Origin of the sequence: Pseudoselenomonas ruminantium (assembly GCF_900113715.1) — a bacterium.
In the GTDB taxonomy this organism is placed as follows: Bacteria; Bacillota; Negativicutes; order Selenomonadales; family Selenomonadaceae; genus Selenomonas_A; species Selenomonas_A caprae.
The window spans coordinates 20,098-32,788 of the sequence record NZ_FOQK01000014.1 but is presented as its reverse complement, the minus strand read 5'-3'; the positions used below and the strand labels follow the sequence as shown (position 1 = coordinate 32,788).

Sequence of the window (12,691 nt, the reverse complement as noted above, 5' to 3'; positions counted from 1 at the left end):
ACGCTCCTAAGGGGCGCCTTCCTCAGCGCCATAAAATATGCAGACCACCTGGAATCCAGGAAGTCACTAAGAATACGACGAGCACCATGGTCTCGGTCAACGTCTCGATCGCCCCATAGGTGTCGCCGGTCAGCCCGCCGAGCTTGCTCGTCAGCCAGGCCCCCAGCAGCCAGGCAAAGCCCAGCCCCGCAGCCAGCGCCGCGATCGCCGCCTGCCCCCAGGGCACGACAAACAGGATTGTCGTCATGCCAGCAATGGCTACCGTCTCCTTATCGGCCATATCCGCAAAGGCCTTGCCCATGCCTTCCTTGCGGGCATAGGGGAAGAAGGCGATGACCATGACCATGGCCATGCGGCCGATGATCGGCATGATGAACAAGGCCGTCATGATGAGCACGAGCTTGATATCGCGCAGCACCGTCCAGTTGACCATCATGAGGGCGACGAGCGCGATGACACCGAAAGAGCCAACGCGGCTGTCCTTCATGATTTCGAGCTTGCGCTCACGGTCCCGGGCCGAAAAGACACCATCAGCCGTATCCATGTAGCCATCGAGCAGCAGCCCGCCCGTTACGAGAACCGGCAGCAGGACCAAGATCGTCGTGACAAAATTCGCCCAGCCGAACACAGCGATCAGGCACCAGGTCGCCAGCAGATAGATAAGACCGAGGATCGCACCGACCAGCGGGAAGAACTTCGTACTACGGCCGAAATCCTCGATGGTCAGATCTGGTTGGTTCTTCACGTGGATACGCGTCAGGAATTGCAAAGCAGTGATGAATGATTTCATGGATAATGTCCTCCTAGATGTTAGTGATATTTATCACTCCTATCATAACCCAAACATCGCATAGGTAATAATGATAAACATCACAGTCACGGTGTACATCATGCGGATGCATTCCATGATATGCTTGGGCGCAGTCAGCTCAATGGCCTCGCCCATATACGCACGCAGCGACTTCTTGCCGAAATACGAATTGATGCCGCCCAGGCGGATATGCAGGGCACCGGCCACCGTCGCCTCGGCATAGCCGCCATTCGGGCTTGGATGCTTGGCAGCATCGCGCAGCATCATCTCATAAGCATTCTTGTAGTCAAACCCCAGCAGGCAGGCCGCAAAGATGAACAGGACCCCCGTGATGCGGGCGGGAATGTAGTTCAGCACATCATCGAGCTTGGCCGCCGCCCGTCCAAAATAGAGATACTTGTCGTTCTTGTAGCCAATCATCGAATCCATCGTATTGGCCGCACGGTAAAGCACGGCCAAGGGCACACCGCCGAGCACGAAGAAGAACAGCGGCGCTATGATGCCATCCACCGTGTTCTCCGCGATGGTCTCCACCGTCGCCCGTGCGATTTCGGCATCGGTAAGCTCCTCCGTATCACGGCCAACGATCCAGCCCACCTTCTTGCGGGCCTCCTCGAGCTCGCCGAGGAGGAGCAGCGTGTAGATGCCCTTGCCCGCCTTGGCAAGACTTTTTGGGGAAATGGTGAAGGCCAGCAGCAAGGCTCCCACCACCGTCGTGCCCCACTCCCAGGGGATATGATAGGAGAGCATCATGATTGCCGCAGCTGCCTCATAAGACACAAGCAGGGTAATCAACACGAGCATCGCGCCCATCGCATATTTCTTGCCGTCGCTGTCTTCGGCCCGGTAAAAAAGCCGCTCCAGGCCGCCGATGAGCTTCCCCATCAGCACGACGGGATGCCAGCGGCTGTTGGGGTCGCCCATGACCGTATCGATGAAAAAAGCCAGGATAGCCGTCAGCATGTCTTCTCCCCCATGATCTGCGCAAGTTTCTCCATGTCAAGGCTCTGACGCACCACCTCGGCCAGATGGTCATACGCCCGCTCCTTCTCTGCCCGCACATTGCGCTGGATGCCGAGCGCCGCCAGCCCCTTCCGCGCCCGCAGCGCGTTGAGCATCTGGCGGCGGAAGCCGTCATGATCGAAGATGCCATGGATATACGTGCCCACGACTTCGCCTTGTCCGGCCACAGCATAGGCTCCGTCCCAGCCATCAAAGGCAGCATCGGCCTTGGCCGTGATATGGAACGGATGCTGGATTTCTTCGCCAAACTCCGTCTTGCCCATATGGATCTCATAGCCTGGCAGCCCGTCTGCCGTAAGCGTCTGTCCCAGGAAGGGCAGCTTGACGCAGTCAGCCGTCACCTGGGTCGTAAGCTTGGCAGCCGCAAAGGTCGTCTCCATCGCCAGATATCCCATGCCTGCCACACGGTCATGGGCTGACTCCGTATGCAGCGGGTCGCAGATCGCACGGCCCAGCATCTGATAGCCGCCACAGATGCCCCAAAGCGGCGTACCCTGCTCCACCTGCCGGCGGATAGCTGCCTCGATGCCTGACTCACGCAGATAAAGCAGGTCCTCCGTCGTGTTCTTCGAGCCCGGCAGCAGGATGAGGTCCGGATTCCCCAGCTCCTCCGCTGCCTTGACATAGTAGAGGGCCACGTCCGGCTCGGCCGCCAGACTGTCAAAATCCGTGAAGTTCGAGAGCTTCGGCGTCTGGATGACCGCGATACTCAGGGGCGCATCCTGGGGCACTGCCTGCTTCTCCTCCAGCGATACCGAGTCCTCATCGTCGATGCCCAGGGATTCGATATGCGGCACGATGCCGAGCACCGGCTTGCCCGTCTTCTGCTCGAGGAAATCGACAGCCGGCGTCAGCAGGCTCACATCGCCACGGAACTTGTTGATGACCAGCCCCTTGACGAGAGCCCGCTCCTCCTCGTCGAGAAGCTCCAGCGTCCCGACCAGGGACGCCAGCGCACCGCCGCGATCGATATCGGCAATCAGCAGCACCGGCGCCTGGAGATATTTGGCCACACGCATATTGACGATGTCATTGGCCTTGAGATTGACCTCGGCCGGACTGCCCGCGCCCTCGATCACCAGCGTGTCGAAACCAGCCTGCAAGCGTCCCAGTGCAGCTTTTACGGCGTCAAAGGCCTTGAGGCTGTACCCCTTGTGATACTCCCGGGCACTCATATTGCCGATGGGCTCGCCGTTCAGAACGACCTGGGAGCAGCTGTTGCCCGTCGGCTTCAAAAGGACCGGATTCATGTCGACCATCGGTTCAAGACCAGCCGCCTCAGCCTGCGCGACCTGCGCGCGCCCCATCTCCTTGCCATCTTTGGTGACATAGGAGTTCAAGGCCATATTCTGCGCCTTGAACGGGACGACCTTGCGCCCCTGCTGATGGAAGATGCGGCAGAGGGCTGTGGTTATGATGCTTTTGCCGACATGGGAGCTCGTTCCCATGAGCATGATCGCGTTCGACATGTGGGTTCCTCCTTAAGCTAGTGCCTTGATGTTTACTGGAATGCCTGCTATGACTGCGTATACATCTGCTGCGGCCTGCGCAATCTGCTGATTGGCCAGCCCGCTGATATCCCGGTAGATGCGGCTGAGCTTGTTCTCCGGAACAATGCCCGCGCCCACTTCATTGGTAACGAAAATGACCGTCAAGCCCCGCTCGGCCGCCGCTTCCGCTGCCGTGATGAGCGCTCCGACCTTCTGACGGGTCAGCGCGTAGACCTTATCCTGGGCCGCAAGCTCTGCCTCGGGCAGGCTGCAGAGCAGGTTGCTCAAATACAGCGTGATGCAGTCAAACAGGATGACATCGTTCTGCTGGCAGGCCGCCTGGATGGCTTCCTCTGCCCCAAACGGCGCCTCATAGGTCTGCCAGTTGGCCGGGCGCCGCTGCTGATGCAGGGCGACCCGGAACCGCATCTCCTCATCGTAGATCTGTGCCGTGGCGATATAGCCAATCCGCTGGCCGCTCTGCGCAGCCAGCTTCTCCGCGAACGTCGACTTGCCCGACCGGGCACCGCCAGTCACCAGCACGATCCTGCCTGTCTCTGTCCCGTTCATCGCTCAGCCTCGCTCGTTGTTGATGAAATACATCATGGCATTGATGGCCGCCGCCGCAATGGGGCTGCCGCCCTTGGTGCCCGCAACGGTGATATACGGCACCAGACCGTTTTCGGCCAGTGCCTGCTTGGAATCCGCGGCACCGACAAAGCCTACGGGGATGCCGACGACACAGGCGGGACGGACTCCCTCCTCACGGATGAGCCGCAGCACCTCGAAGAGCGCCGTCGGCGCGTTGCCGATGGCGACGATATTGCCATCCAGCGCAGCCCCGAAGGTGCGCATGGCCGCCATCGAACGCGTGATGCCCTCCGCCTTGGCCGCAGCTGCCACCTTTTCATCGGCAATCAGGCAATGCACCTGCCCGCCAAACGAAGCCAGCTTGCGCTTGTTGATGCCCGTGCGGACCATCTCGACATCGGTATAGATATCACAGCCACCGGCCAGGGCTGCAATCGCTGCATCGATTGCCCCCTCGCCGACACGGATGATCGGGGCGTATTCCACATCACCAGCCGCGTGGATGATGCGGCTGTAGACTTTCGTCGTCTTCTCATCGAGATTGAAGGCCTGCAGATGCGGCGCGATGATCTCCATGCTGCGTGATTCGATTTCCATTGGCTGTTTGATAAAGTCCATCTCAATAATGCTCCTCTACGAATCTCAAGATATCTTCATAGGTTCTGCCGATATTGCCATAGGTCATGGCCGGCCGGTCAATGACGACCACCGGCAGATCCAGTTCCTCGGCAGCTGCGAATTTCGTATCGGTGCCGCCGATGGACCCGCTGTTCTTCGTCACGATGACATCGGCACGGTATTTCCGGAAAAGCTCCTTGTTGAGCTGCTTGGAAAATGGCCCCTGCATGGCAACAATCTGCCCCGGTGTGAGACCAAGGCTCTCGCAGAGGCTGATGACCTCCGCCGAGGGCAGCACGCGAGCGATGAGTTCACACCTTGCCAGGGCCTCAGCCGTCGTGAACTTCACCAGATTGCGGCTGCCCGTCGTCAGGAAGATACGGCGCCCCAGCTTGGCCGCTGCCACCGCCGCCTCCTCATAGCTGTGCACGACCGTGACCTGATCGTAGTCCACGGCTGTGAGGTCACGCTCATAGCGCACGTAGGGAATGCCCAGCAGCTGGCAAGCCTCCATCGCATTGGCCGAAATGTTGACGGCATAGGGATGGCTGGCATCGACCAGCAGCCGTATATGATGGTCAGCCAGATAGGCCTGCATCCCCTCCCGGTCCAGCGGCTGGTCATTGATGATGAGATTGCGCCCCCGGCAGTCAGCCAGCAGCTGCTCACCATAGCTTGTGACCACAGAGGCCGCTACATCATAACCATGCTCCAGCAGGTACTTCGACAGCTCCCGGCCATCCTGCGTACCAGCGGCAACAAAAATCATAAACCGTTCTCCTTATTCTCATAGCCACGCGGCGTGATCATCCAGCCCTCTTTGACATAGGTCTGGCTATTGCCGATGATAACCATCGAGAACATATTGATATCCTCCTTGGTGAAATCAGCCAGCGTCGAGATGACCTTCGCTTCCTTGTCGCGGCTGGCTGCCGTGACAATGCCGACCGGCGTCTGCGGGTCGCGGTGCTTCAGCATGATCTCGCGGACTTCCTCGATGTTCTGCACGCGCTTCTTGCTCTTCGGATTGTAGAGCGCCGTGACGAAGTCGCCCTGGGCTGCCATCTCGATGCGCTTGCGGATAAGCTCCCAAGGCGTCAGCAGATTCGACAGGCTGATGACGGCGAAATCGTGCATCAGCGGTGCGCCGAGCACCGACGCCGCCGCATTCACTGCCGAGACCCCCGCAATGATGCCGCCAAATGCCGGACGCTGGCTTTCCTCACGCTGGAGGATGAGTTCCAGCACCAGGCCAGCCATACCATAAACGCCCGCATCACCACTGGATACGACTACGGTGTCACGGCCGGCTGCCGCCTCATCGACTGCCATGCGGCAGCGCTCGATCTCCTGCATCATCGCCGTGCCGATCACCTGCTTGTCAGCCAGCAGCGGCTCGATGAGCTTGATATACGTGTTATACCCGGCTACGACCGCAGCTGCCTCGATGGCTTTGCGCGCCCGCGGCGTCATATCCTCAAGGCTGCCAGGGCCAATACCGATCACTGTTATTTTTCCCATACTAATGCTACCGTCACTTTCTCGAATTTCGTCTTGCGCAGCGCCAGCCGCCCGCCGGCCTCGCCGACGCAGCAATAGGCTGCGGCCTCGCAGACATTGCCGATGCCTATATTCTCCTTCACGAAGTCAGACTCCTCCAGCTGATACCGTGCAATCATCGCCTGCAATTGCGCATGGTCGTAGAAATGCACCGGCCGTGCCAGACTATCTGCCGCAAACAAAATCCCCGCCTCATGGCGCTTCACGACCGTACTCGCCAAGGCATCAATGAACGAACGGTCACGGCCGATCATGCGGCACGCCATATCCAAAGCGCCCATGACCAAGGCAGCCGGCGTCCCGCGGCGGCAGCCGACACCAGCAATGAGCCGGCGCGGCGTCAGGCAGAGCACATTCTGCGGCAGCTCTGGCAGAGCTGGCAGATTCGGCTCCGACAGGATGACCGCCCAAGGTCTATCCTTCTCCTCGGCACAAAACTGCAGACATTGGCTGGTCACGCAGAGCTCGGCGGTCTGGCCAGCCTGCTCCAGCTGCCTCTTATAGAAGACGCTGTGGGGCAGTGTCTTGTCTATCCGCCAGCATACCTCCTGCCCCTCAAGTACCGCCGAATTGAGCGTGCGGATGCGCACCTTCGGCCAGGGGCGCAGGCACAGCTTAGCCGCCAGGGCATCCGGTGCCTGGCACTGATTGACGTCCGTCGCCGTCGTGATGACCGGCGATGCTCCCACAGCCTGGCAAAGCTGCTGCGTCAGCACATTGGCGCCGCCGATATGACCCGAAAGCAGGCTGATGCCATGCTGGCCGCGTTCATCAAAAACGACCACGGCAGGGTCCTGGAGCTTATCCTGCAGCAGGGGCGCGATCGTCCGTACGACGATTCCCGCTGCCATGATGAACACAAGCCCGTCATAAGCGGTAAACGTCTCGGCCACCGCTTCCTCGAGCTTGGCAAAGGTCTTTATCCCCGCCCCCGTCTCGGCAGCAACCGTCGGGGGTGCCACCTTGGCCGACACATAGACGGTCATCGGATTATCTAGGCTGCGCTGGAAGGTCTTGGCTAATTCATACGCCTTGGCTGTCAAGGCAAAAGCGGCTAATCTCATTTGCTGGCCTCACGGAACATATGGGAAAACTCCGGCGCATACAGGCGCGAAAGATCATAGCTTGCGCCCAGGCAACGGCTGACGACGATCATGGCCGTGCGGTCGATATTCTTGCCCTCGATATCCTTGACGATGGTTGCCAGCGTCCCCCGCACGATCTTCTCCTCCGGCCACGAAGCCCGCTGGACGATCGCGATCGGCGTATCCGGCGCATAGCCGCCAGCGATGAGCTCCTCTACGACCTTGTCGAGCATCGCGATCGACAGGTAAATGCACATCGTCGACTGATGCTTCGCCAGACTGCGCAGCTTCTCTGCCTCAGGCACTGGCGTGCGGCCCTCGTTGCGCGTGATGATGACCGTCTGCGAGATGCCCGGCAGCGTATACTCCTGTTTGAGCGCTGCGGCCGTGGCAAAGCAGCTGCTCACGCCGGGAACGATATCGTAAGCGATGCCCTTCTTGGAAAAGGCATCCATCTGCTCCTGGATGGCACCGTAAACCGAAGGATCACCCGTGTGCAGGCGCACCGTCACCTGCCCCTTCTGCTCCGCGTTCTCGATGACAGCTACGACCTCATCCAGCGTCATCGACGCCGAGTTGTGGATCTCTGCCCCCGGCTTGCAAAGCTCCAGCAGCGCCGGATTGACCAACGAGCCCGCATAGATGACCACATCCGCCTCGCGCAGATAGCGCTGACCTTTGACTGTGATAAGCTCCGGATCGCCAGGACCCGCACCAACGATATGTACCATATCCAATTCCCTCTTCCGTCAAGTATCTGATTGTTGTTATTTCTTCCAGCAGGTCACGATATAGATGGGGTTCAAGGCCTTAGCCATATCATACGGCCCCACCTGCTGCAGACGGCTGATCTGCACCTGTATCGCCTCATACGCATAGATATCCGCATGGCTGCGCATATACTCGATGCACTGCATGAGCGTCTGCACCGTGATGCAGTTGAGCACGATGCGCCCCTCTGCCTTGAGCTTCGGCGTCACCACCGCAAGGATATCCGCCAGCCTGCCCGCACTGCCCCCGATGAACACCGTGTCCACCGCAGGCAGGTTCTCCATGCCAGCTGGCGCCTCCGTCTCCATGACCTTGAGATTGCCCACGGAGAAATTCGCCGCATTGGCACGGATGAGACTGACGCCCTCGGGATTGCGCTCCAAGGCATACACCGTCCCCTGCGGCGCCATGCGGGCCGCCTCGATGGAGAGCGAGCCCGTACCAGCACCGATGTCGTAAATGACCGCATCCGGCTTGATTCTCGCCTTGACCAAACTGAGGATGCGTATCTCCTGCTTCGTCATCGGCACATTCTTGCGGATAAAAGCCTCATCATCCAGACCCAAATAATCCATCGCCAAGCCTCCTGCATCATTCTGATTTGTCTTATAACAATACGTATCTATCATACCAAATTACGCGGAAAACCTCAATGTCTGATAGCTTTCAGCACAATCGCGGCAAAACCATTGTGAGCGTTTCGCTTTTTGCGTTATAATAGAAGATATTGTTCCCAAAGGAGTGACCTAATATGAATCATAAGAATCTTTCCACACGCATCCTTATACAGGCTGCCATGATGTCAGCCATCACGATTGTCCTCGCCCAGTTCCATCTGTTCCAGCTGCCGCAGGGCGGTGAAATCAGCCTGGGCACCATGGTGCCGCTGATCCTGCTGGCCCGCACCCATGGCAGCAAGATCACCTTGCTCGCCGGCTTCCTCTGCGGCCTCATCGGCCTGCTGCTCAATCCCTTCATCTATCATCCGGTGCAGGTGCTGCTCGACTATCCCCTGCCCTACATGGTCATGGCCATCGTCGCCTTGTTCCGCAGCCATCTCTATCTCGGCGTCACAGCTGCCTTCACCCTGAAATTCCTCTGCCATTTCCTTTCCGGCGTCATCTTCTTTGCCGCCTATGCCCCCGAGGGCATGTCACCGATCCTCTACTCCGCTACCTACAACGCCACAACGCTAGTCCCCGACTTTGCCATCTGCTGCCTGATCTTAAGACTGCTGCCGCTCAAACGGCTGACGGCAGAACTCGTCCTATCAAAATAAACGAACCCCGAAAGGCTCACATACATGTAGTGCCCCCATAAAGTTAGATTTTCTAGGTCTAACTTATGGGGGGCAGTACACATCCTTGAGTCTTCGGGGTTCTTTTATTTTGTCCTTGAAAAAGAACCCCCCCAATTTCCAGCCAGTTGACTTGTCAACATCTGTCGCGGTTGAGGATTTGCCTCTATCCACAATCTCCTCGATTCGCTATCCGTTCTTCATTCCACCACCAGCTTATTCGTCGTATTCAAGAACTTTGCTGGTATTGGGTCATCGAGCTTCCATATAATTTGCACCGGTTTACTGCCTGAATGGCTGACGTGATTAGCTGTGCCAAGGAACATAAAGGGCGCAGCTCCCGAAGCATCTTCCTTGTATTCACGAACGAATAGCAAAATCTGATGCTTGTTTTCTTTATGTTGAAAATAACGCTGGGCTGTCGGTGAAGTATCGGAAGTCGTACTCTGCGACTCCCAGTGAAATAACCACTCACTCATCGAATAATCCTGATACATCGTCGAAGGCGAATAATCCTTTTCACTCTTGTTTAGTGTGATAAGGAAGATATCACAATGTTTTTCCTTGTGATAATAAACACCCTGCCGCAGGGTTGTCGGTTTAAACATATCCATGGCCGCACAGAGCTGGTCACGGGTATAGTGACAATGCACTTCCAGTGGGCAGTCGAAGGACAACCGGTTCGGCATCCCAATGACCTGTAAATGCTTTAGACGATAAGCGGCAATTTCCTGAATCTCCGCTAACATGGTCGGATTTTCCCCCAAACTTTGCAGCCGCTCATAAATCTGTTCCCGTGCCGATTCCTCCGCAAGGCTGTCGTTCCAAATCGTATAATAGGTCATCTGCAGCAGCCGCTCTTCCCGGACAGAGAAACGATTCGCCGAAAGACGCGGAAGCTCCGGCAAAATCCGCAATAAGAACCGCAGCCACTCGGCTGAGTCAATGGCAGCAAACCGTAAGCAAGCCGCCGTAAGTTTTTCTTCCTCAGGTTCCACGAAATTCGGCAACGCCTCCGCCAGTACGCAAAGACGATGAAAGGACTCCTTGGCACCCTTTCGATAGATTTTGGCAATATCAAGCTTGTAGTAGCGCAAGAAGTTTTCCAACGTCAGAGGCTGTCCTGCCTCCTGGAAAAACTCCCGGATTTTCTGCACCAGGCCCCGTTTATTATTCAACTGCCCTTTGATATTATCCAGTACAAACTGCTGGGCTTTTTCTTCAAGCTGAATGTAGCAGCCATGGGGCACCGAAGTAATCCCCGTGCGAATTTCCTCTGCTACCCCGCGGCGGGTATTTCCCAGCAAAGCCCGGAACTTTTCCTCAAAGCGATATTTTTTATTGGCCTGTCCAATGAAATCCAGCACCGTCAAACAATCCTTGTCATCGGCCAGCCGCAGACCACGGCCGAGCTGCTGCAAGAAAATGGTAAGGGACTCTGTGGGCCGCAAAAACAAAATCGTATCGATATTGGGAATATCCACACCCTCATTGTACAAATCCACCACAAAAATAAACCGGATTTTTCCTTGCTGCAAGGCAGTTTTAGCCTCCCGCCGCACGTCATCCTGGCTAAGCCCCGACAAGTCGATAGATGGGATATTCTGTTCATTAAAGAAATCGGCCATAAACTTAGCGTGTTCCCGCGAAACGCAGAACCCAACGCCGTGAACTTCCATAAGATTAGTGACATAGCGCTTGACACTCTGGATAATCAAATGGGCCCGCCGACGTGCCTTTTCATGTTCAAAGACGTAGACACGATTCAGCTCACTCCGGCGATAACTGCCGCGCTCCCATTGGAGCGAAGACAAGTCTACCACATCGGTGACGCCAAAATAGTGAAAGGGGCAAAGCATCCCCCGCTCAATAGCCTCAGGCAACCGAAGCTCCGTGGCGATATGTCCGCCAAAATACTTGGTAATGTCCTGCCCATCCATGCGCTCCGGCGTCGCCGTGAGTCCCAATAAGATTTTAGGCTGGTAGTAGCTAAGTAATTCCTGATAGGAAGGCGATGCCGCATGGTGGGCTTCGTCAATTACGATATAGTCATAAGCAGTTGCCGTTGTCTTATGATACCAAGCCTGCGCATTGAAAGTCTGAATCGACATGAATAAATGCTCGAATTCCGACTGGGTCTGCGGCCTCGATGTACCCACAAATTTCCCGCCGAAATTTGCATCCTGTAAAATTGCCTGAAAGCATTGGCGGCTTTGATCTAAAATTTCCTCGCGATGGGCGATAAAAAGCAGGCGGTTGGGCTTTCCAGGATTTTGCTCACAAAACCGCTTATAATCAAAGGCTGCCAGCACCGTTTTTCCCGTTCCTGTTGCCGCCACCACCAAATTGCAGAAATTTCCCTGAATCTTGCGGTCAATCTGAAGTTCATCCAGCATCTGACGCTGATACGCATAGGGACGAATGGTAAATAAATACGTGCTGGCTTTCTCACGGAAGCAATCCGGGTGCCGTTCCCGCTCAATGGCTTCATTCAAATAGTCATGGTCTGCCTGGGTATAAGGTTCGAATTCCGGTGCATGCCAATAGGAATTAAAGGTCGCCTTTACCTTTTCCATAGTCGCTGGAGAATCATACGCCGTAATCTTGACATTCCATTCGAGCCCATTGGAGATAGCCGCATGCGACAAATTGGAAGAACCGATATAAGCCGTGTCATAACCGGTATCCCGATAAAAAACATACGCCTTGGCATGCAGGCGCGTACGCTTCGTATCATAAGAAATGCGCACAGAGGAATTCGTAAGCTCTGCCAACTTGTCGATGGCCTTTACATCTGTTGCCCCCATATACGAGGTGGCAATCAGCCGCAACTGTCCACCACGTTGGCAAAAAGTTTCCAACTCATCCATAATCATGACCAGCCCGCTCCATTTGATAAAGGACACCAACATATCAATGCGGTCGGCAGATAAGATTTCCTTTTTCAATTCATGAAACATCGAGGGCTCTTTTTGCGCCCCAGTGAAGAGCGAGGTTTCAATCAATGAAGTCTCTGGGCGCGGCAACTCACACTTCTTTTTCACCTGCTGCAACGAATTTTCCGGTGCAATTCCCAAAAGCTGCTTACCTGCCCCCTCCACGAGTTCATCCTGCAAATCCTCATTTTCGGTTCTGGCCTTTATCAACGCAATAATATCATTAGCCAGTGCAATCTGTGCCCTAAGCCGCTCTGCCTTGTCATGCTGATCCGCTGTATGATCCAAGCCCTTCTTAATGATTTCCTTTAAATAGCCCGTCAGTATCCCTGAAGCCTCTTCTATATCCATCGCATCAATTTGGACACGGCTCATATCGATTTTTGTCAAGCCTTGAGCAATTCCCTCGTTGATGACCTGTTCATATATACCCGGCGCCAAATCTTTCTTCATGACAAAACACCTCTTTTATGACAAGCATTTCCCGTACCATTATCACGCCCTATTAT

Annotated in this window: 12 protein-coding genes; 1 reads left to right on the top strand and 11 read right to left on the bottom strand. The window is 56.1% G+C overall.

Annotation, left to right across the window (positions count from 1 at the left end; translation table 11 throughout):
* Nucleotides 1-22: 22 nt before the first annotated feature.
* From cobS to cbiT, 10 genes are read right to left on the bottom strand one after another with little or no spacing between them, the layout of a single operon-like run.
* Nucleotides 23-790 (bottom strand): adenosylcobinamide-GDP ribazoletransferase, encoded by a 768-nt coding sequence (gene cobS, locus BM181_RS08680; protein WP_075443960.1) that lies wholly within the window; start codon nucleotides 788-790, stop codon nucleotides 23-25.
* A 42-nt stretch (nucleotides 791-832) separates the two neighbouring features.
* Nucleotides 833-1,774, bottom strand: coding sequence for an adenosylcobinamide-phosphate synthase CbiB (cbiB, locus tag BM181_RS08675; RefSeq protein ID WP_075443957.1), 942 nt, complete (start codon nucleotides 1,772-1,774; stop codon nucleotides 833-835).
* Entirely contained in the window at nucleotides 1,768-3,303 is a 1,536-nt protein-coding gene (locus tag BM181_RS08670; protein WP_075443954.1) for a cobyric acid synthase, read from the bottom strand. The genes cbiB and BM181_RS08670 overlap by 7 nt, the downstream gene beginning before the upstream one ends.
* 12 nt (nucleotides 3,304-3,315) lie before the next feature.
* The gene (cobU, locus tag BM181_RS08665; RefSeq protein ID WP_075443951.1) at nucleotides 3,316-3,894 is read right to left on the bottom strand and encodes a bifunctional adenosylcobinamide kinase/adenosylcobinamide-phosphate guanylyltransferase; all 579 of its coding nucleotides are present in this window, start codon (nucleotides 3,892-3,894) and stop codon (nucleotides 3,316-3,318) included.
* Nucleotides 3,895-3,897: 3 nt separating this feature from the next.
* The gene (locus BM181_RS08660) at nucleotides 3,898-4,533 is read right to left on the bottom strand and encodes a precorrin-8X methylmutase (protein WP_075443948.1); all 636 of its coding nucleotides are present in this window, start codon (nucleotides 4,531-4,533) and stop codon (nucleotides 3,898-3,900) included.
* Nucleotide 4,534: 1 nt separating this feature from the next.
* Entirely contained in the window at nucleotides 4,535-5,302 is a 768-nt protein-coding gene (gene cobK, locus BM181_RS08655; RefSeq protein WP_075443945.1) for a precorrin-6A reductase, read from the bottom strand.
* A complete protein-coding gene (gene cobJ / locus BM181_RS08650; RefSeq protein ID WP_075443942.1) occupies nucleotides 5,299-6,054 on the bottom strand; it encodes a precorrin-3B C(17)-methyltransferase in 756 nt (251 codons plus the stop codon). Before cobJ ends, cobK begins: the two co-directional genes overlap by 4 nt.
* Complete coding sequence (locus tag BM181_RS08645; RefSeq protein WP_075443939.1) at nucleotides 6,042-7,157, bottom strand: cobalt-precorrin 5A hydrolase; 1,116 nt, start codon at nucleotides 7,155-7,157, stop codon at nucleotides 6,042-6,044. Before BM181_RS08645 ends, cobJ begins: the two co-directional genes overlap by 13 nt.
* Nucleotides 7,154-7,909, bottom strand: a complete 756-nt coding sequence (gene cobM, locus BM181_RS08640) for a precorrin-4 C(11)-methyltransferase (protein ID WP_075443936.1) — start codon at nucleotides 7,907-7,909, stop codon at nucleotides 7,154-7,156. Before cobM ends, BM181_RS08645 begins: the two co-directional genes overlap by 4 nt.
* Before the next feature lie 36 nt (nucleotides 7,910-7,945).
* Complete coding sequence (gene cbiT, locus BM181_RS08635) at nucleotides 7,946-8,524, bottom strand: precorrin-6Y C5,15-methyltransferase (decarboxylating) subunit CbiT (RefSeq protein WP_075443933.1); 579 nt, start codon at nucleotides 8,522-8,524, stop codon at nucleotides 7,946-7,948.
* 176 nt (nucleotides 8,525-8,700) lie between these two features.
* Here cbiT and thiT point away from each other — a divergent pair, with 176 nt between their 5' ends.
* Entirely contained in the window at nucleotides 8,701-9,228 is a 528-nt protein-coding gene (gene thiT / locus BM181_RS08630) for an energy-coupled thiamine transporter ThiT (protein WP_075443930.1), read from the top strand.
* A 218-nt stretch (nucleotides 9,229-9,446) separates the two neighbouring features.
* Here thiT and BM181_RS08625 read toward each other — a convergent pair whose 3' ends face one another.
* Nucleotides 9,447-12,635, bottom strand: a complete 3,189-nt coding sequence (locus BM181_RS08625; RefSeq protein WP_075443927.1) for a DEAD/DEAH box helicase — start codon at nucleotides 12,633-12,635, stop codon at nucleotides 9,447-9,449.
* Between the last annotated feature and the right edge of the window lie 56 nt (nucleotides 12,636-12,691).

Excerpts from the sequence above, each read along its gene's own strand:
- cobS (WP_075443960.1), bottom strand. The coding sequence starts at position 790 with ATGAAATCATTCATCACTGCTTTGCAATTCCTGACGCGTATCCACGTG.
- cbiB (WP_075443957.1), bottom strand. The coding sequence starts at position 1,774 with ATGCTGACGGCTATCCTGGCTTTTTTCATCGATACGGTCATGGGCGAC.
- BM181_RS08670 (WP_075443954.1), bottom strand. The coding sequence starts at position 3,303 with ATGTCGAACGCGATCATGCTCATGGGAACGAGCTCCCATGTCGGCAAA.
- cobU (WP_075443951.1), bottom strand. The coding sequence starts at position 3,894 with ATGAACGGGACAGAGACAGGCAGGATCGTGCTGGTGACTGGCGGTGCC.
- BM181_RS08660 (WP_075443948.1), bottom strand. The coding sequence starts at position 4,533 with ATGGACTTTATCAAACAGCCAATGGAAATCGAATCACGCAGCATGGAG.
- cobK (WP_075443945.1), bottom strand. The coding sequence starts at position 5,302 with ATGATTTTTGTTGCCGCTGGTACGCAGGATGGCCGGGAGCTGTCGAAG.
- cobJ (WP_075443942.1), bottom strand. The coding sequence starts at position 6,054 with ATGGGAAAAATAACAGTGATCGGTATTGGCCCTGGCAGCCTTGAGGAT.
- BM181_RS08645 (WP_075443939.1), bottom strand. The coding sequence starts at position 7,157 with ATGAGATTAGCCGCTTTTGCCTTGACAGCCAAGGCGTATGAATTAGCC.
- cobM (WP_075443936.1), bottom strand. The coding sequence starts at position 7,909 with ATGGTACATATCGTTGGTGCGGGTCCTGGCGATCCGGAGCTTATCACA.
- cbiT (WP_075443933.1), bottom strand. The coding sequence starts at position 8,524 with ATGGATTATTTGGGTCTGGATGATGAGGCTTTTATCCGCAAGAATGTG.
- thiT (WP_075443930.1), top strand. The coding sequence starts at position 8,701 with ATGAATCATAAGAATCTTTCCACACGCATCCTTATACAGGCTGCCATG.
- BM181_RS08625 (WP_075443927.1), bottom strand. The coding sequence starts at position 12,635 with ATGAAGAAAGATTTGGCGCCGGGTATATATGAACAGGTCATCAACGAG.